Source organism: Aliirhizobium sp. YIM B11859 (assembly GCF_057163345.1).
Map to the genome: position 1 here is coordinate 280,421 of NZ_JBXHAY010000006.1, position 17,645 is coordinate 298,065.

Annotated in this window: 16 protein-coding genes; 6 read left to right on the plus strand and 10 right to left on the minus strand. The window is 58.6% G+C overall.

Translation table 11 applies throughout. From position 1 onward, the window contains the following. Nucleotides 1–284: 284 nt before the first annotated feature. The 3 genes from AC2GXZ_RS22790 to AC2GXZ_RS22800 all read right to left on the minus strand — a co-directional run bounded on the left by AC2GXZ_RS22790 (nucleotide 285) and on the right by AC2GXZ_RS22800 (nucleotide 1,878). The gene (locus AC2GXZ_RS22790; RefSeq protein WP_483761626.1) at nucleotides 285–1,265 is read right to left on the minus strand and encodes a L,D-transpeptidase family protein; all 981 of its coding nucleotides are present in this window, start codon (nucleotides 1,263–1,265) and stop codon (nucleotides 285–287) included. A gap of 110 nt (nucleotides 1,266–1,375) precedes the next feature. Further along, the gene (locus AC2GXZ_RS22795) at nucleotides 1,376–1,558 is read right to left on the minus strand and encodes a hypothetical protein (protein ID WP_483761497.1); all 183 of its coding nucleotides are present in this window, start codon (nucleotides 1,556–1,558) and stop codon (nucleotides 1,376–1,378) included. Nucleotides 1,559–1,590: 32 nt separating this feature from the next. Then, nucleotides 1,591–1,878: a hypothetical protein gene (locus tag AC2GXZ_RS22800; protein WP_483761498.1), complete on the minus strand. Its 288-nt coding sequence runs from the start codon at nucleotides 1,876–1,878 to the stop codon at nucleotides 1,591–1,593. Between the two features lie 222 nt (nucleotides 1,879–2,100). Between AC2GXZ_RS22800 and AC2GXZ_RS22805 the strand changes: the two genes are divergently transcribed. Next, nucleotides 2,101–2,496, plus strand: coding sequence for a DUF1236 domain-containing protein (locus AC2GXZ_RS22805; protein ID WP_483761499.1), 396 nt, complete (start codon nucleotides 2,101–2,103; stop codon nucleotides 2,494–2,496). A gap of 283 nt (nucleotides 2,497–2,779) precedes the next feature. Here the strand turns inward: AC2GXZ_RS22805 and AC2GXZ_RS22810 are convergent, their stop codons facing one another. Both AC2GXZ_RS22810 and AC2GXZ_RS22815 read right to left on the minus strand, forming a co-directional pair. After that, a complete protein-coding gene (locus AC2GXZ_RS22810; RefSeq protein WP_483761500.1) occupies nucleotides 2,780–4,264 on the minus strand; it encodes an HWE histidine kinase domain-containing protein in 1,485 nt (494 codons plus the stop codon). A gap of 112 nt (nucleotides 4,265–4,376) precedes the next feature. Then, nucleotides 4,377–4,778, minus strand: a complete 402-nt coding sequence (locus tag AC2GXZ_RS22815; protein ID WP_483761501.1) for a response regulator — start codon at nucleotides 4,776–4,778, stop codon at nucleotides 4,377–4,379. Between the two features lie 221 nt (nucleotides 4,779–4,999). Between AC2GXZ_RS22815 and AC2GXZ_RS22820 the strand changes: the two genes are divergently transcribed. Further along, nucleotides 5,000–8,152, plus strand: a complete 3,153-nt coding sequence (locus tag AC2GXZ_RS22820; RefSeq protein WP_483761502.1) for a PAS domain-containing protein — start codon at nucleotides 5,000–5,002, stop codon at nucleotides 8,150–8,152. A gap of 94 nt (nucleotides 8,153–8,246) precedes the next feature. Continuing rightward, complete coding sequence (locus AC2GXZ_RS22825) at nucleotides 8,247–10,403, plus strand: PAS domain-containing sensor histidine kinase (RefSeq protein WP_483761503.1); 2,157 nt, start codon at nucleotides 8,247–8,249, stop codon at nucleotides 10,401–10,403. Here the strand turns inward: AC2GXZ_RS22825 and AC2GXZ_RS22830 are convergent, their stop codons facing one another. Then, the gene (locus AC2GXZ_RS22830) at nucleotides 10,404–10,751 is read right to left on the minus strand and encodes a response regulator (protein ID WP_483761504.1); all 348 of its coding nucleotides are present in this window, start codon (nucleotides 10,749–10,751) and stop codon (nucleotides 10,404–10,406) included. After that, nucleotides 10,751–12,100 carry a sensor histidine kinase gene (locus AC2GXZ_RS22835; RefSeq protein WP_483761627.1) on the minus strand — a complete coding sequence of 450 codons (1,350 nt, stop codon included), beginning with the start codon at nucleotides 12,098–12,100 and terminating at the stop codon, nucleotides 10,751–10,753. The genes AC2GXZ_RS22830 and AC2GXZ_RS22835 overlap by 1 nt, the downstream gene beginning before the upstream one ends. A gap of 602 nt (nucleotides 12,101–12,702) precedes the next feature. On the opposite strand from AC2GXZ_RS22835, the gene AC2GXZ_RS22840 reads away from it, so the two are divergent. The 3 genes from AC2GXZ_RS22840 to AC2GXZ_RS22850 all read left to right on the plus strand — a co-directional run bounded on the left by AC2GXZ_RS22840 (nucleotide 12,703) and on the right by AC2GXZ_RS22850 (nucleotide 14,943). Beyond that, nucleotides 12,703–12,999: a PRC-barrel domain-containing protein gene (locus tag AC2GXZ_RS22840; protein WP_483761505.1), complete on the plus strand. Its 297-nt coding sequence runs from the start codon at nucleotides 12,703–12,705 to the stop codon at nucleotides 12,997–12,999. A 79-nt stretch (nucleotides 13,000–13,078) separates the two neighbouring features. After that, entirely contained in the window at nucleotides 13,079–13,957 is an 879-nt protein-coding gene (locus tag AC2GXZ_RS22845) for an SDR family oxidoreductase (protein WP_483761506.1), read from the plus strand. Between the two features lie 350 nt (nucleotides 13,958–14,307). Next, the gene (locus AC2GXZ_RS22850; protein WP_483761507.1) at nucleotides 14,308–14,943 is read left to right on the plus strand and encodes a glutathione S-transferase family protein; all 636 of its coding nucleotides are present in this window, start codon (nucleotides 14,308–14,310) and stop codon (nucleotides 14,941–14,943) included. A gap of 53 nt (nucleotides 14,944–14,996) precedes the next feature. On the opposite strand, the gene AC2GXZ_RS22855 is transcribed toward AC2GXZ_RS22850, so the two are convergent. The 3 genes from AC2GXZ_RS22855 to AC2GXZ_RS22865 all read right to left on the minus strand — a co-directional run bounded on the left by AC2GXZ_RS22855 (nucleotide 14,997) and on the right by AC2GXZ_RS22865 (nucleotide 17,634). Beyond that, the gene (locus tag AC2GXZ_RS22855; RefSeq protein ID WP_483761508.1) at nucleotides 14,997–15,200 is read right to left on the minus strand and encodes a cold-shock protein; all 204 of its coding nucleotides are present in this window, start codon (nucleotides 15,198–15,200) and stop codon (nucleotides 14,997–14,999) included. Between the two features lie 293 nt (nucleotides 15,201–15,493). Next, a complete protein-coding gene (locus AC2GXZ_RS22860) occupies nucleotides 15,494–16,357 on the minus strand; it encodes a Pnap_2097 family protein (RefSeq protein ID WP_483761509.1) in 864 nt (287 codons plus the stop codon). A gap of 2 nt (nucleotides 16,358–16,359) precedes the next feature. Beyond that, entirely contained in the window at nucleotides 16,360–17,634 is a 1,275-nt protein-coding gene (locus tag AC2GXZ_RS22865; protein ID WP_483761510.1) for an MSMEG_0569 family flavin-dependent oxidoreductase, read from the minus strand. Nucleotides 17,635–17,645: the final 11 nt, after the last annotated feature.

The window sequence follows — 17,645 nt, forward strand, 5'->3', positions numbered from 1 at the left end:
GCAATCTCGCTTTTCCGACACGCTTTTCACCCCGTCCTGATCTGGAAAGTACCGTCCAATCCCGGCAATCGATTCGTTAGGGAACTTGAGGAGCAACGTTACCGCTCGAGCCGTTTTTGCCTTGAAACTATCCCCCGCGTAATTGCTTCGCAGGCGCGCGTCATGGCTTCCTACATCGACGTCTGCACTCTGAATGGCTTGGGACAACTGAGGGCTGCAATACTTTTCATTGACCAATAATTCGCGATTTATGGCGCGGGTTCCTTTTGGGCGATACCTGAGCATCATTCCTGCGGCACAATATCGACCATGACGCCAGGCTTCACCATGGCGGCCAGCTCTTCCACATCCCAATTCGAAAGGCGGATGCAACCATGTGATCCGGCCTTGTCGATCTTGTTGGGCTCCGGCGTACCATGGATGCCATAAGTCGGCTCGGAAAGGTCGATCCAGACGGTGCCGACCGGATTGTTCGGCCCGCTTGGCAGGTTGAGGATTTTCTTGTTCTGCCCCTGCTGGAAATTGAGCTTCGGGTTGTAGGTATACTTCGGCATCCGTGCAACGCCGTTGACCTTGTGGGTGCCCGAGGGCGATGGATTGTCATCGCTGCCGATGGTCGCCGGGTATACGGCGATAATCTTGTCAGCCTCGTCATAGGCGAAGACCTGGCCTGATCTGACATGGGCTTCGATACGCTTCACCTTACCTTCTCGCGGACGATCTGGCGCCGTGACGAAAACGGTATCACCCGCAGCATACAGAGACCCTGGATTGAGTCTCTTCAGCAGATCTATATCCATGTGGAAGCGTTCCGACAGCTTTTCGGCCACACTGGTAAAACCAAGATGGTCCATTGCGGCTTGCTCGGCGTAATCCGCAGGAATGGATTTCACAATGTCCTTGCCGTCGTCTGCGGTGATCTCATAGCTCCCGACGAGAGGCTGGCCATTCTCAATTCGGGCAACGACTTCGGGATCGAGCTTACCGTCGACCTGTAGCCCGCTCATCGCCTCGACACCAGCGATAGCCTTGCTGACATTCTCGCCGTAGAAGCCGTCAATCACCCCTGGTGAAGACCCGGCCCGGTCGAGCAGAACCTGAAGCCGAATGATTGCGGGATTGGGATCCTTAGGGGCTTGAGCCGGGCGCTCAGCAGATATCGCCTCTAAATCAGCTGAATTGATCATGTCGGCAGTGATATCCTGCCCGTAAGCTAATGTGCTGCTGAAGGCAAAGGCGAGGGCGACGAGGCTGTGCTTTTTCATGGACGCTGAACCCGCCAGACCTCGACTTGTTCCGGCGGGCGTCAGGTTGCTGGGGCAGCCAAACTGATCAGTAATTTTGGAGCGGGGACCTGCCACGATCGCTTCGGCGATCAGCCACATATTTGGATTGCTTCAACCAGCTCCAGATCCAAGACCGGCTTTCTCATCACACCCAGCGCACCTGGAAAGCCGCCACACAGCGCGCCGGGATTGCTGGTCATGAACAGCACGGCGACATCGGCCTCGGCAAGCTGTTGATGCGCGTCGTCCGAGATTGCGGCCGTGACGAACATCAGTTGATTGCTGCCGCTGAGAAATGCTTTCGCTAGCCTTCTCCAGCGTCGCCCGTTGATCGCTCACGGACGAATTTCCAGGTCTTTCCCTCGATATCGGCCTGAAGCACTTTGTCGGGCATCTGCCCAAGGGCTGCAGACAGCGCGGTTAGCCCTGCGGGGCTCGTCAGGAAATCCACGAAGTTCTTTCGACTCTCTTGGGCAGCATCAATGCAAAATCCATGCAGGACGCCAAGCTCGACGCTAGACCGGGGCGTCATATCACGCAGGCTGTCGACGACCTCCTCTACGAAGTCGATGAACGAAGGGGGTGCTGTCATTCAATGCCTCAACTTCCAGGAATAAAAGTATCGCAGAATGGAGCTCTAATGCTCCGAGCCTCATCCGGTTCCCCGTGTTTCCCGCCGCATACGACCGTGCGGAACGGGGTCGACACCACAACCTCCCGCTCCTGGAAAAAGCAGCGCCCATTCGGCCGATACCGGAACCGACTTGTCGGAGCCGCGTTGTTGAGCGCGCTTAAAGCGCCAAGGGAGAGATTTATGTCAGTTAAACGTCTTGTGCTCGTTATGGCGGCCGTTCTTGCCGCAGGTTCGGCTTTTGCTCAGAACTCGACCGTGACCGGTGCTGCCGGCGGTGCGGTGACTGGTGCTGTGGTTGGCGGACCGATCGGAGCTGCCGTTGGCGGCGTTGTCGGCGCCATTGCTGGTACCGCAATTGATCCTCCGCCGGAGCGCGTCGTTACCTACGTCCGCCAGGCCCCGGCGCCGGTCGAACGCGTGGTCGTACAGGAAAGAGTTGTTGTCGGCGAACCTCTCCCACAGACAGTTGTCGTGCAGCAGATTCCAGAGGATCCGAAATATGGCTACGCTGTCGTGAACCAACAGCGGGTCATCGTCGAACCTTCGTCCCGCCGGGTCGTGCAGGTCATCGAGTGATTTGATCGATGGCCGGGCTTTGGCCCGGCCGCTACACGGCTTTGGGGTAGAGACCCGCGCCGAAGACTGCTCAAGAGGTGCATCTTGCGGCGTCGTGTTGCTTACCAGCTTCTGACCACGGATGTACTGGCAGGGGTGAACAAGCGATGGTCAGGAAGGTCGGTGCGGTCTCGCCCCGGCCTTTTTGTTTCCCTGACCATCTGTATAAGTTGGACAGGTTTCGCCCTAGTTAGCTCGAAGGTTCGATGCCCCTCAAGGTGAACTGCGGTCGGACCAAGCGCAATCACACCATTTCGGATAGCTTGCCTTCCAGGCGAAACCGAACGCCTTCTGCGTGGAAGTCCAAGGTCGCGGCACCCTGGAAATAAGGCGCAACCATTTTCTTGATCAGTTTCGACCCAAAGCCCGTGCCAGAGGGCGTAGCAACCGCCGGTCCACCACTCTCTATCCATTCGAGAATGAACGCACCCTCCGGAGATACGGTCCATTCGATGCCGACATTCCCGCTGTCGCCCGACAAAGCGCCATATTTTGCGGCATTTGTCGCAAGCTCGTGAAGTGCGAGCGACAGGCCCAATGCCTGGGATGCAGCCAGGAGGCGCGACGGTCCGCCCATTGTGACGCGGCCGGAACCTCCGTCGTGCGGTGCCATGGCGCTGGCAATCAAGTCGACGATGTCGACCACAGAGCCCTCTGCGGCTGTCAGGATATCCTGCGCGCTTGCCAGTGCTGCAACACGTTTTGAGATGTTTTCCCGCCCCTGATCAAGTGACGTCGCCGTTTTCAACGTTTGGGAGACGATTGCCTGGACGACCGCAAGGGTATTCTTGATGCGATGGGCCGCTTCGCCCATGACCTCTGCTCGGCGCTGCTCTTCGACCTTCCGTTCCGAGATATCCTTGCTGACGAAACCATAGCCTAAGAGATCGCCGATTTCGTCACGCATCGGAAATATCGAGTAAAGCGCGGGAACGCTGGCACCTGACCCGAAATGGCGAAGCCTTAATTCCCGCTCACAGCTATCACCAGCGCGGATCAACGGGATTACTTCTTCTCTGAAGATCTGGTGATGTTCTTCGGCAATATAGTCCCAGATCGAGGTGCGGAGCACCTCGTCAGCGGCCAGCCCCACCAAAGCGCGTGCGGCATCATTTAAGAACAGCACGTGACCATGCGCATCCGCCATGCCTATAAAATCCGAGGCCTGCCGGACAACGCGCTCGAAATTAGCCTTTTCGCGCTCGGCTGAGCGAGCACGGCGCAACAGCTGTCTCTGCTGGGCGACGGTTCTGCGCAGCTCGAGTTGGGCCATTGCCTGGCGTGCCAGGAAGCGCAGCATTTCCACTTGGGCCTGCGTGAACTCGCGCGGCTGGTAGTCCAGGACACAGACCGTACCGATCGGCAAGCCTTCAGGTGATTTCAGCAGAGCGCCGGCATAGGCCCTCAGCCCCGGCTCGCCGGTGACCAGCGGATTGCAATCGAAACGGTGGTCTTTGGTGGCGTCGGGAATGACGAGGATATCTTCAGACAAAATAGCGTGCTGACAGAAGCCTGTTTCGAGTGGCGTCTCGCGAACCCCGAGCCCGACTTCCGCCTTGAAGAACTGGCGGGTACTATCGACAAGATTGACCACTGCAATCGGCGCTGCGCAAAACTCCGACGCGACCTTGGCGAGATCATCGAAATCCTGCTCGCGTGGTGTATCGAGCATGTCGTAGGAGTGGAGCGCAGCCGAACGTTCGGTTTCATCCCAGTTGATCTGCTTCACGCTCATTCCATCCAATCGACCAATCCCCGCCACACCAAGAGCGATGATCGAAACATAGCGGCCTGCCTTCGGATAAAAAAGGGGATAGAAGCTTTGCCTGGCCCAGAATCGATCAGTAAGCGAAGATTTTTAGGTTCTTGGGTGGAACAGGCGCGGATGTTCCGGATCGACAGTCAGCGACGAACTGAATTGCTTCTATCATCTCCAGATCCATCATCGGCTTTTCCATGACACCAAGGGTTCCGCGGACGCCAGCTCCGAGTGCCGAAGGATCGCTGGTCATAAACAGCACTGCGACATTGGCCTTCGCCATCTGTCGTCCGACGTCGGGGCCGGTGGCGCCGTCGTCAAGATTGACGTCGACTAGAGCGATGTCTGCGGTATCGAGATATTTCAAAGCCTCGGTTGCATTGCTGGCGATCCCGATCGAGCAATGGCCAAGTGCTTCCACGGCATCTTCGACACCCATAGCGAGAATTGGCTGGTCTTCGACGATAAGGACGTTGTACGGCATTTTTCTTCTCTCGTGTGTCGCATTGCGTTAGCTGGTATAGGTCGAACGCCCGACGCCGCCGGGTGTTCCTTGCCGACGATCAATGCGCTTGCTGCGATTTTTTCGCGGAGAGAGACGTCGCACTGCAATTTTGTATGGAAACCCCTGGCTGCATTTTTAGGATTTCTGACACGCTCTGTGTCAGTTGTTGACACAGGCTGCGCAACCTGCGAGCACAAACAATGACCAATAGACTGTCTCGCAACGTTTCGCTCACCTCCGAACTGGAAGGCTTTATCAATGTCTGCCTTGCGTCGGGTGACTACACCAACGCCAGCGAGGTTGTCCGTGCAGCGTTGCGAACCCTTCGGGACGGCGCAAGTGGAGCCCGGCCTTTGCCAGCGGTATGGCCGATCGGCGGCGGCGAGTGTGGGCAGATCATTCGTGTTCACGACTGGGCTGCCACTGCCTTGGGCCCAATGCAAAATTGGTCGGTTGAGCTCAGAACGACGGTTGCCAACGTCGTCAATTCCCCGGTCGCCAAGGTCCTGATGTGGGGCGACAGCCATGTGATGATATACAACGACCGCTACAGCGAGATCGCGGGTCCGAACCACCCCGCGGCAATGGGCGGCACGGTGCCCAACATCTGGCCGGAAATATGGGACTGGAACCGCGAGATGCTGGAGGCCGGTCATCGCGGCGAGCTGCGCTCCTACCGCGATCAGCCGATGACGCTTATCCGTGACGGTGTGTCGAAAACGTTCATTTTCGACCTTTTCTATACGCCGGTTTACGAGGCCGACGGATCGATCGGCGGCGTTCTTTGTACCGTGGTCGACAACAGCGACCGTTCACTGATGGAAGCAAGGATTGCGGCGAGCGCCGCCGAACTCCGACGTGTCACAGACGCGGTTCCAATGCTGATCTCCTATGTCGACCGCGAACATCGCTATGGTTTTGCCAACGCGACCTACGAACACTGGTTTGGGACAAAGCCTGAGGATCTGGTAGGACGGCCCGTCGTCGAGATCATAGGCGAAAAGGCTTATGAGAACCGCAGCCCGGATTTGGATCGCGCTCTGGCGGGTGAGACCTTTTCCGCTGAGGTCGCCATCCCGCATGCAGGGAGCGGGCCGCGGCGACTGGAGATCCGCTACGTTCCTCATGTTGCAACCGATGGCTCCGTGCCGGGGGTCTATATCTTGGGGATTGATGTCGAGGAGCGCGCTGTTCGCGAAGCTCAACTCGCTGCCAGCAACGGTCGGTTCCGCACGGCAATGGATGCGATGCATGGCGTGCTCTGGACCAACAGCGCCGATGGACAGATGCTCGGCGAGCAGCCGGCATGGGCGTCGTTGACCGGCCAGGCTTATGAAGAGTATCAGGGATTTGGCTGGGCGAACGCCGTTCACCCGGAAGATGTCGGCGGTACCATTGCGGCCTGGGAGGAAGCGGTCGCATCCAGGATGATGTTCGTCTACGAACATCGTGTTCGTCGGCATGACGATACTTGGCGACGATTCATGATCCGAGCACTTCCAATCCTGCGATCGGACGGTTCGATCGTTGAGTGGGTCGGCGTCCATACCGACATTACCCACCAGCGCGCCGCCGAGGAGGCCTTGCGTGAACATGCGGAAGCTTTGGCGCGGCAGGTTGGCCATCGAGAGCGAGCGGAGGAGCAGCTCCGGCAGCTCAACGAAAATCTCGAAGCCCGCGTCATCGCCGAAATCGGCGAGCGGCGCCAGGCGGAAGCCAAGCTGGCGCAGGCACAGAAGATGGAAACCATCGGCAAGCTGACCGGCGGCGTGGCCCATGACTTCAACAATCTCCTGCAGGTCGTCTCCGGCAACCTCCAGCTGCTGTCCAAGGAGGTGGTTGGCAACGATCGTGCCGAAACCAAGATCGCCAACGCGATGGCCGGTGTCTCGCGCGGATCAAAACTCGCCAGCCAGCTTCTGGCCTTCGGCCGACGTCAGGCACTTGAGCCGAAAGTCGTCAATATCAGCCGCTTTGTGCGCGACATGGATGACATGATCCGACGCGCGATTGGCGAAGCTGTCGAAGTCGAAACGGTCGTCGGTGGTGGCCTCTGGAACACATTCATTGATCCGAACCAGATCGAAAATGCGCTTCTGAATTTGGCCATCAACGCTCGTGACGCGATGCAGGGCGCCGGCAAGCTGACAATCGATCTCTCCAACGCGCATCTCGACGATGCCTATGCGCGTGCGCATGAAGAGGTGACGCCCGGCCAATATGTCATGATGGCGGTCACCGACACGGGTTCTGGCATGCCGCGCGAGATCATCGAGAAAGTGTTCGACCCGTTCTTTTCGACGAAGGCGGAGGGTAAAGGCTCGGGGCTTGGGCTTTCGATGGTCTATGGCTTCGTCAAACAGTCCGGCGGTCACGTCAAAATCTATTCCGAAGTTGGGCATGGCACGACGATCAAACTCTACCTCCCGCGTGCGCTTCAGACGGAAGACGTCGAGGTTGTTGTCGACCACGGACCGATCGTCGGTGGCACGGAAACTGTGCTGGTTGTCGAGGATGATGCCGAGGTGCGCGACACCGTGATCGCGCTACTGACCGATCTTGGCTACCGGACATTGAAGGCCGTGGACGCCGCGAGCGCGTTGACAGTCATTGACAGCGGCATTCCGATCGACCTGCTGTTTACCGACGTTGTGATGCCAGGCACGTTGAAAAGCCCGGAACTGGCCAGAAAAGCCAAGGACAGGCTGCCGGGGATCGCGGTGCTCTTCACCTCGGGCTATACCGAAAACTCCATCGTCCATGGCGGTAAGCTGGATGCAGGCGTCGAACTGCTGTCGAAACCCTACACCCGAGAAGCACTTGCTCGAAAGTTCCGGCATGTGTTGGCAAATCAGAAGCAGCGGGTGGTTGCGCCTAAGCTAAAACCTGCGCAAATTCAGCCCGATCCGGTCTCCGCGCCGGCACCAGGCCCGCATGAAAACGTCGATCGTTTGACGGTGCTGCTGGTCGAGGACGATCATCTCATCCGCATGACGACTGCCGATATGCTGAACGATGCGGGTTTCGTTGTGGTCGAAGCAGCAAGTGCCGAGGACGCAATCACGGCTTTGCAGACTGCACCGGTGGATGTCCTTGTGACCGACGTCAACCTGCCGGGGGCATCGGGGCCGGAACTGGCAGCCAAGGCGCGATCCATCAAGCCATCCGCGGTGATCATTTACGCAACCGGGGATCCGGGTGCGGTGAGGGGAGAGACCGGGGCGGTCATTCTGTCAAAGCCGTATGATGCTCGGCGGCTCGCTGCAGCAATTGCCGACGCTCGCAGTCAAACCGGACGGAGCGATCTCGTCGGTAACCGTCAGGCGCGCGATGATGAACCAGAAGAAGTTTAGGAGCCAGAACCCAGGCCATGTCGGAGAGAGCGGACATAGTTGCACCATCCGTTGAGGACACTCGCGCCGGAGCCCGGTCGAGAGGAGATGCCAATTGATCTCAGACCATCCTTCTTTGTCTCGGGAGCGGCTGCTCCAATCGATTATCGACAGCGCGATCGACTACGCCATCATCTCGATGGATCGTGATGGCCGGGTCACGACATGGAACGAGGGTGCGCGGCTGATCCTCGGGTGGGACGAGGAAGAGATGCTTGGCAAGCCTGCCGATATCTTTTTCACCCCCGAAGATCGCGCCAACAGGGTTCCAGAAAAGGAAATGGCTTCTGCTCTCGGCAAAGGCCGTGGCAACGACGAGCGCTGGCATATCCGGCAGGATGGAACCCGTTTCTGGGCCTCCGGCGAAATGATGGCTTTGCGCGACGAAAACGATGCGGTGCATGGTTTCATCAAGGTTCTTCGCGATCGCACGAAACAGCGGCAGGAGGAGGAGCGGCGACGGGCCGACGCTGAATTCATGCACAAGGTACTGTCTTCCTCCGACGATTGCATCAAGGTCCTCGACCTCGACGCCAACCTCACATTCATGTCGGAAGGTGGGATGCGCGTGATGGAGGTCGACGACTTCAACAAGATCGCCGGTTGCCCCTGGCCGAACTTCTGGCAGCTTGATGGAAATGATGCGGCCAAGACCGCGGTAGCCTCTGCCAAGGCGGGCGAAAGCGCTCGATTTATCGGCTTTGCCAACACGATGAAGGGGACCGGAAAATGGTGGGACGTGCAGGTTTCTCCGATGTTCGGCTCGGATGGGAAGCCTGAACGGATATTGTCAGTCTCCCGCGACATCACTGCGACTAGGGTCGCAGAGGAAGTCGCTGCGGAAAACGAGCGGCGGTTGCGGCTGACCCTGACCGCTGGTCGCCTCGGCTACTGGCATCTCGACCTGTCGAGCGGTGACATGGAATGCTCAGATACCTGCAAGCAGAACTACGGATGTCCTCCAGACCGGACACTGACCTATGATGGTGTCCTGGAGGCGATCCATCCTGAAGATCGCAAGGGGCTGCAGGCAGCCATGCAAGCGGCGGTCGATAACGGTGGCGAGTTCGATATCCAGTACCGCATTCAGCGTGACGACGAGACTGCCTGGCTGCTGGTTCGGGGGCAGCCCTTGGTCGACAAAGACGGCTGCGTGACTGCAATGTCGGGTATCTCCCTCGATATCAGCGATATAAAGCGAGTCGAGGAACAGCTTGGCCGAAGTGAAGAGCGTCTTAGCCTCGCGCTTGGCGCCTCCAGCATGGTCGGCATCTGGGACTGGGATCTGGAAACCAACCTGATCTACGCCGACCCCAATTTCGCGGAAATCTATACGGTCGCGCCCGAGCGTGCCGCAGCCGGCGCGCCCCTTGAGGACTACATCAAGAATTTTCATCCGGACGACATGCCGGAATTCCAGGCCGAACTTGACCGGCTATTTGCGGGGCAGGAGAATTTTTCCAACGAGTATCGCATCATGCAGCCGGACGGCGGGGTTCGATGGGTTCATGCGCGCGGACGGCTGATCGAGGACGAGAATGGCAAGCCGGTCCGGTTTTCCGGCGCATCCGTCGAGATTACCGAAAGAAAGCTGGCGGAAGAGACCCAGCGTCTCCTCATGCATGAACTGGCGCACCGGGTGAAAAACACGCTTGCGGTCGTCCAGTCGATCGCCACGCAATCCTTGCGGGGCGCCAGCAGCATGCAAGAGGCTGGCGAAAAACTTCAGTCGCGGATCGGTGCGCTGTCGAAAGCGCATGATGTCCTCATGCAGTCAAACTGGGTCAGCGCTTCGATCCGTGATGTTGTCGAGATGACGGCCAGCAATATCGGCATGGAAGACAATGACCGTCTCGCCATTTCCGGTCCCCCGGTGTCGCTTGCACCGCAGGCGGCACTGTCGCTTGGGCTGGTGACCCATGAGCTGCTCACAAATGCTGTCAAATACGGCGCGCTCTCGAACACAACCGGACACGTGGAGATAGCATGGGCTATCAAGTCGATCGACGGGGTCAATTATCTCGACTTCACATGGCGGGAAGTCGGTGGCCCGACGATTGTAGCGCCTGAACGGGTCGGGTTCGGATCACGACTCATCAAGTCCAGCCTTGGGGCCCTCGGCGCGGTCAGTGTCGCCTACAACCCTGAAGGATTGGTGCTTAGCTTTGTCGCCAAGTTCTCCGATATCGAGACGCAGCCGATAGACAGTTGATCAGAAGGGGAGACGCTGGCTCAAAGCGCTGGCGATCTGCTCGGGCGAGAATGGCTTCTGCAAAATCGCGGCTTCCCGATAGGGAGCGGCCAGTCCCGCCGCGCCGTAACCACTGGCAAACATGAACGGGATGCCCCGTTCTATGAGTTGATCCGCAACAGGGAACGACTGTTTTCCAGCCAGATTGATGTCGAGGATGGCAAAGTCGATATCTTCCCTTGCCGCCGCGCTCATCGCCGTTTCGAGCCTCATCGCCGGTCCGATGACCTCATGACCAAGGTCGAGCACCGTGTCCTCGATGAGCATTGCGACCAGCATTTCGTCTTCAACGATCAGGATCCTGGCCATTACGCGCCTTCCACCGCTGGGCGATCGCTGATCGCGTCCAGGCTGGTGCGAAGCGTGAATGCGACACCTCTTGGTCGATAGTCCAGATCGGCGCTTCCGCTCAGCTCGACCGGCAGAACCCTAAGGAGCAGCCTCGACCCAAACCCCTGATGATTTCCTGTTGCGACGGCTGGGCCACCCTCCTCAGTCCAGCTGAGTACGAACACGCCATCCGCCGAGATCGACCACTCCACATCAACGCTGCCGTCGTTAACTGAGAGGGCTCCAAACTTGAAGGCGTTGGTTTCGAGTTCATGGATCGCAAGAGCAATCGACAGAGCCGCATGCGGACCGACACGAAGCTTGGGTCCTGCGATGTTGATCGTGCCGCGCCCGGACTGCTGGAATGTCTCGAGCGAACTGGCGATCATCGTCTCGAGATCCGCGCCGTCCCAATTCTCGTCGGTAAGAATGTTATGGGCACGCGAGAGGGCCAAGATGCGCGCGGTGATGGCCGACGATGCTTCCTCTTTGGTTTGCGGGCCGCGTAACGTCTGCGAGACGATTGACTGGATCGATGCAAGCGTGTTTTTGACCCGATGGTTCAACTCGTTGATCAGGAGCTTCTGGTGGTTTTCGGCGCGCACGCGCTCGGTGACATCAGAGCCTTGGATGAAAATGCTTGTAACCGTGCCGGACTCCTCCCGGATCGGCTGATAGACGAAGTCGACGAACCGCTCTTCCATCGGCCCGTCTTCCGACCACTGAAACAGCACCCGCTCGGACATTCTGCGAACCGTCACACCCGATCGGAACACCTCGTCCAGAAGGGCGGCATAGCCTTGCTCGGCAATCTCGGGAAGAGCTTCCGCAAACGAACGCCCCTCGACATGTCGCCCGCCGATTACTCGGCGGTATTCTGGATTGATCATGACAAAGCGGTGATCCGGCCCACTGACCATCGCCATGAAGGTTGGCGCTTGCTCGAAGAGATCCTGCAGACGTTGGGATTCTTCGCGGTTTCTCCGCTCGGCCAGCACCCGCTCTGTCGTTTCCACGACGATGGCGATGACGCCCGCTGGCTTGCCGCTTTCGTCGATAACCGGCGAGTAATCGAGATCCATCCAAACCTGTTCAGGAATGCCATTTCGATGAAGTGTCAATTCCTGGTCACGATAAGCGAGCGTCCTGCCGGACAAGCCGACCTTCATAACGTTATCGTTGAAGTCGGCGATTTCTGACCAGCCTTCACGCACATTCGACCCGAACAGTTTCGGATGACGATGGCCCGCAAATCCCGAATAGGCGTCATTGTAGATCATCACGCCCTCTTCGCCCCAGAGCATCACGATCGGAACGGGAGACTGCAAAAGCAGGGCAATCGCGGTCTTCAGCGATTGTGGCCAAGCGGCGACGTCCCCCAGGGGCGTCGCTGCCCAGTCGAAGGTCCGGATGATTCCGGAAACCTCACCGCTATGCCCCAGGAACTGGAAAATATCTGTCTGGGGACTGATATGCGACGTCATTTGGTTCCTATTGAAGAGGCGCGAGTGACTGCGATTTATTGCAGTATGTCAAATATACAAGGTCGGCATGAACACAAACAAAACGCCCACCTGGAACGTTCCCGCCGCCCGGTAAAGGATGGAGACTAAATGGACTTTTCTTCTGCCGCCGAAGTCTTTGATTTCTTGGAACATCCACACGCATAGCGAAGGATTTTCGCCCCTTCCTCTTGGACAGTTGGTTGTAACTGTCGATGGCGTTCAGCGCATTGACTTCCGAATAATTTCTCACTGGTCGTGCCTTTGCAAGGTTTTCTGCATCAGGCCAGGGAGAGCGTTACGGTTGAACATGTCGCCGCTGGCCGCCGCCCATCGTCAGATGTCGGCCGGCCAGCAGAACGGCGATCGGAACAATATGACCCGTGGCGCTGTTTTCTCAGTCCAACCAACAAAAAAGAGGAAGCACAATGGACCATACCAATCACGTTCGCCTTGCCCCGACCGAACTCACGCCAGCAATCCTTGAGGGTGCCACGATCTACGGCGCTGACGACCACAAGGTCGGAAAGCTGGATCATGTCCACGGCGTAGGCGTCGCGGAACAGGCGATCATCGACGTCGGCGGCTTCCTTGGCATTGGCGCCAAGCCTGTGGCTGTGCCGCTGTCTGACCTGCAGTTCATGCGCGACGAGGATGGCGACGTCCATGCCGTGACGAGCTGGACGAAGGATCAACTGAAAGACATGCCTGAACACACACACTAATCGCTGATAGCCCGGCCTTCGCGCCGGGCTTTTCACATGCCGCGCAAGCGGTGTTCCGTCTGCAGCCGAGGAGCAATCCATGACGACCGACCCGACCATACAATATCCCCAGCCGCCTTTTGACAAGCAGACGCAGCCGTTTCCGGGCCTCGCAGGCGAGATGAACCCGAAACCGGATCACGGCGAGCAATCCTATATAGGCTCCGGCCGGCTGGCTGGCAGGAAGGCGCTGATCACCGGCGGTGATTCAGGCATGGGGAGGGCCGCGGCGATCGCCTTTGCAAGGGAAGGGGCTGATGTCGCCATTAATTATCTGCCAGACGAAGAGGCCGACGCCCAGGAGGTCATCGCCCTCATCAAGGCGGAAGGGCGCACCGGCGTGGCGCTGCCGGGCGACCTGCGCGCCGAGGCCTTCTGCCAGAAACTTGTCGAAGATGCGGTCGACGCGCTCGGCGGCCTGGACACGCTGGTCAACAATGCCGGCCGGCAGCAGCAGGCACAGTCGATCTCAGACATTACATCTGAGGCTTTCGATGCGACGATGAAAACCAACATCTACGCGATGTTCTGGCTGACCAAGGCCACTTTGAAGTACATGAAGCCCGGATCTGTGATTATTCAGACCACGTCCGAGCAGGCCTATGATCCATCGGCAAACCTCGTGGACTATGCAATGACCAAGGCCGCGGGAATGAATTTCACGAAATCGATGGCGAAACAGCTCGGCCCGAAAGGGATCCGTGTGAATGGAGTCGCTCCGGGTCCGATCTGGACGCCGTTGCAGGTAGCAGGTGGCGCTACCATGGAGAAATTGCAGGGCTTTGGAGGCGACACACCGATGGGGCGCCCTGGTCAGCCCGCAGAGCTGGCTTCGATCTATGTCCAGCTTGCCGACCCCAAGGCAAGCTATGCCAATGGACAGGTCTATGGCGCCGCCGGCGGTGGCGGCCAGCCGTGACAGGCAACTGCCGTCGAGGACGGGCTTCGCCGCGCCCGAGTAAACAATCCACCAATCATAGCCTGGAGGCGCGAGGCAGATGGGAACGTTGAGGCCTATGCCTCGTTACTCCCGCTAGTTGGTCGCTGGTTATGGCGGTTTAGCTGTGGAGTCATCAAGTGACAGACAGGAATGGTGAGACGAGTCGCGACCTGCCGAAAACATGGTCAGCCGGTCACTGCGACGGCGTCGGCGGGCCAGCGAAGCAGGCGAAAGACGATAAAGGATCTTTGGCGCCTCGGGATGAAGGGATTCGTCCAGAGGACGTCGATACAGAAAACGACCAGGGCGCTTCGTGAGAGTGCCATAAGATGCTGATTGTCCACCACCTCAACAACAGCCGCTCGCAGCGTGTTCTCTGGATGCTGGAGGAACTAGGGCTCGTCTACGAGATCCGTTTTTACAAACGCCGGCCGGACATGAGCGCTCCAGACGAGCTGAGGCGGATCCATCGCCTCGGCAAATCCCCGATTGTCGAACATCTCGCCCCCAAGGGCCGTCGCGTCGTTCTCGTTGAGACAGGCGCAATCTGCGAGTATATCGTCGACCTATGTGGAGGCAGGTTAGGCCCTGCTCGCAAGGATGACCTGCTTCGCTACCGGCAATTTCTGCACTACGCTGAGGGTTCGGTGATGCCCGTCCTTTTTTCCCTGCTGGTAGCGTCGAAGGTTCCGCTGCTTGGAAAATTTGCGGCCAAAAGGGTTCGCCCGATGCTCGACGTTCACTTGGACTATATCGAGACGGAGCTTGCCTCGAGAAAGTGGTTTGCGGGCGAGAAATTCACGGCGGCCGATGTCATGATGAGCTTCCCACTCGAAGCTGCGCGGTCGAGGGCCGGACTTGACTCTACCCGCCCTGCTACGATCGCTTGGCTCGATCGAATTCATGCCCGGCCAGCCTATCAAAGAGCGTTGGAAAAGGGCGGGACTTATCGTTTCGCCAACTGATGGGAGATTACGGCGGAGTTAACGGTTACCCCGCCGTTGTGTGTCGCCGATCGTCAAAGAACCGATACGTTCTCGGCCTTCGATTTTCCTGTCTTACGATCCTGGCCGACCTCGAACGTCACCTTGTCGCCTTCGCGAAGGGACCCACCGTGCTGCAGGGCAGAGACGTGGACAAACACATCCTGGCCGCCGTTTTCCGGCGTGATGAATCCAAATCCCTTGTCGTCATTGAAGAATTTCACTGTGCCTGTTGGCATATCGTGTCCTTGTTTTGGTGCAATTCGGTTTGCCGACGGCACGCTATAGAGCAAGAGACGTTGGATCAACTCTGAATGCAGGTGTCCGACCTGACCAATCGGGATGCAGAATTCAACTTGTCAGCCGGGGCATAAGTCTGTGCATGACGGTGTACTAGAGCCGCGCGACACCTAAAGTGAGTTGTGAGCCTTCGCGACATGTTCGTCAAAATATTGGATAGCGATAGGCTGGTGAAAGCCAAGGGATTCTGTTGGATCTGATCGCCAACAACGGGTCGCAGGTCCCAATCTTATCAAGACCCCAGTCTTGTTGCGAGGCATCTGGCGATCGCAATGATCTTGCCGTCTTCGCGGACGACATCCGCCACAAGCCCCCCATCACCGGGCGGAGCCTGAAGGCGGACGGAAATGGTCTCTCCGGCTCGAATATTGCCGAAGAAAAAGACTTCTCGGCGTTTGATGTACTTGTGATTCAGCATGGATTGCGAAAGGGCCTGGGCGACAAAGCCCTGGAAGTGGGCAAAATACAGAAGTCCCGCGCCGTTGAAGTCTTCATTTGGACGCGGCGAGAAATAGGTCTCAAAAACGTTGGATTTGTCCTCGGCACTCAAATTCTGCCGCACAGCGGCAGCCTTCCGCATGGCTGATGCGATGCCTGCCAGTTCACTTGTACCGTGCTGCCGCATCCATAGTGGCGGCGTCTCGACCCGAGCCAGAGTGTGATTGTCGGCCTCGGTCTGCCTTGCGACAAAGGTCGAAATCAGCTCGACCTCGCATATCCGCCGGTCTCCGATTTGCAGCCGATGCAAGCTTGAATGCTGGTTCCTTTGCAGGAATGAGAATGACGAGCGGATCTCCAGGATGTCATTGGGTTTTGCCGCAGTCAGACCGGCATCGATCTGATCCAGCGAACTGGCGCAGATCGATGCGTAGGCTTCACGGCCATCCGGTGTGCGGAAGTCGGCATTGTCCATGCCGAGGTGGATGGCGAGCATCAGCCAGTGCCGGTGGCCGAGCTCTTTCATCAGCCAGGTTTCCGACAGGCCGAAAGGCGTCAGGTGCGGCATGCCCAGCAGAATATAAGGCTCGAGCGCCCGCTCCATGAGCGACCGGGCCGTCGGAGCAATCGTCTGGAGATGCGAGACAGCCATATTCATCGTCAGGCACCTGCTGACTGGCGAAGCGCCGGTTGCTGGGCCGCGAGATAGGCGCTGAGATGATCGATCACATGCGCGGCGTCTTTGCCGACGGCGAGGAACCGGCCCGAACCCCAGGTCCACAGCCAGGGCAAGCCGAGAACGTAGACGCCATCCACGCCCGTCACGCCACGCCGCTGAACCGGATATCCCGTGCCGTCGAAGATCGGCAGGCCGACATAGGACCAGTCCGGCGTAAAGCCGGTCGCCCAGATAACGGAGGTGACGCCTTCGGCGACGAGGTCGAGCTCGGTCGGCTCCGTTTCCGGCTCCCAGAGCGGTTGGTAGACGCTTGCCGGCGGCGCATCGATGCCGTTTGCGGCAAGATGCTTGTCGATCAGGGCGTTGATGCCGTTATAGACACGGTCGGCGGCATCGAGATTGGCCTTGAGATTGGGTTCGAACAGCATTTTTTCGCCGGAGACGCCAGTCATGCGGCCATAGAGTTTCATGCCTTCCAGCGCGAATTTGCGCAGGTCGATATCCCGGCCGCCATCGCGGCCGGTCAGATAGTGGTTCGTGTCGTGCTTCTTCTTGGTCATGCCATCATGCTCGACGGTGATTTCATATTGGCCGACATCGGAGAGCCAGTCGACCACGTCACGGCCGCGGTAGAAGCGGGCGCAGCGCGGCGCGTTGCCGGTCACCATATGGACCGTTTTGCCGGCGAGATGCAGGTCCTCGGCGATCTGGGCGCCGGACTGGCCGGAACCGACGACGACGACGGCGCCTTCCGGCAACTGGCCCGGATTGCGATAGTCCACCGTATGAAGCTGGACGATCTCCTCCGGCAGGCGTTCGGCTGGCAGCGGTATCGCCGGCTTGGCATAAAGGCTGGTCGCCAGCACGACACTGTCGGTCGTCACGGTTCCTGCCGTGCTTTCGACCCGGAAGCCGCTGCCTGGCAGCCGCTCAAGCGAGGTCACGCTCGTGCCCTCCAGCACCGGCGCGTCGACCTTCCGGACGAAGCGGTCGACATAGCCGAGGATCTCCTCCTTCACCATGAAGCCATGCGGGTCGTCGCCATCATAGGGGTGGTCGGGAAGCTGGCACTGCCAGTTGGGCGTCACCAGGCAGAAGGCGTCCCACCGCTCGTCCTTCCACTTATGCGCCACGGTCTTCTTTTCGAAGACGACGTGGTCAATGCCGTTCTGTTTCAGGTAGTGGCTGGCGGAAAGACCCGCCTGTCCGCCGCCGATGACGACAGCACTGTAATGCGGCTTCAGGTTATGGGGCATAAACCGGGGTC

Bases quoted from the DNA above. Each gene is read 5' to 3' on its own strand.
- AC2GXZ_RS22805 (WP_483761499.1), top strand. From the start codon at position 2,101: ATGTCAGTTAAACGTCTTGTGCTCGTTATGGCGGCCGTTCTTGCCGCA.
- AC2GXZ_RS22850 (WP_483761507.1), top strand. From the start codon at position 14,308: ATGCTGATTGTCCACCACCTCAACAACAGCCGCTCGCAGCGTGTTCTC.
- AC2GXZ_RS22830 (WP_483761504.1), bottom strand. From the start codon at position 10,751: ATGGCCAGGATCCTGATCGTTGAAGACGAAATGCTGGTCGCAATGCTC.
- AC2GXZ_RS22790 (WP_483761626.1), bottom strand. From the start codon at position 1,265: ATGAAAAAGCACAGCCTCGTCGCCCTCGCCTTTGCCTTCAGCAGCACA.
- AC2GXZ_RS22820 (WP_483761502.1), top strand. From the start codon at position 5,000: ATGACCAATAGACTGTCTCGCAACGTTTCGCTCACCTCCGAACTGGAA.
- AC2GXZ_RS22800 (WP_483761498.1), bottom strand. From the start codon at position 1,878: ATGACAGCACCCCCTTCGTTCATCGACTTCGTAGAGGAGGTCGTCGAC.
- AC2GXZ_RS22845 (WP_483761506.1), top strand. From the start codon at position 13,079: ATGACGACCGACCCGACCATACAATATCCCCAGCCGCCTTTTGACAAG.
- AC2GXZ_RS22795 (WP_483761497.1), bottom strand. From the start codon at position 1,558: ATGTTCGTCACGGCCGCAATCTCGGACGACGCGCATCAACAGCTTGCC.
- AC2GXZ_RS22860 (WP_483761509.1), bottom strand. From the start codon at position 16,357: ATGAATATGGCTGTCTCGCATCTCCAGACGATTGCTCCGACGGCCCGG.
- AC2GXZ_RS22865 (WP_483761510.1), bottom strand. From the start codon at position 17,634: ATGCCCCATAACCTGAAGCCGCATTACAGTGCTGTCGTCATCGGCGGC.
- AC2GXZ_RS22855 (WP_483761508.1), bottom strand. From the start codon at position 15,200: ATGCCAACAGGCACAGTGAAATTCTTCAATGACGACAAGGGATTTGGA.
- AC2GXZ_RS22815 (WP_483761501.1), bottom strand. From the start codon at position 4,778: ATGCCGTACAACGTCCTTATCGTCGAAGACCAGCCAATTCTCGCTATG.
- AC2GXZ_RS22840 (WP_483761505.1), top strand. From the start codon at position 12,703: ATGGACCATACCAATCACGTTCGCCTTGCCCCGACCGAACTCACGCCA.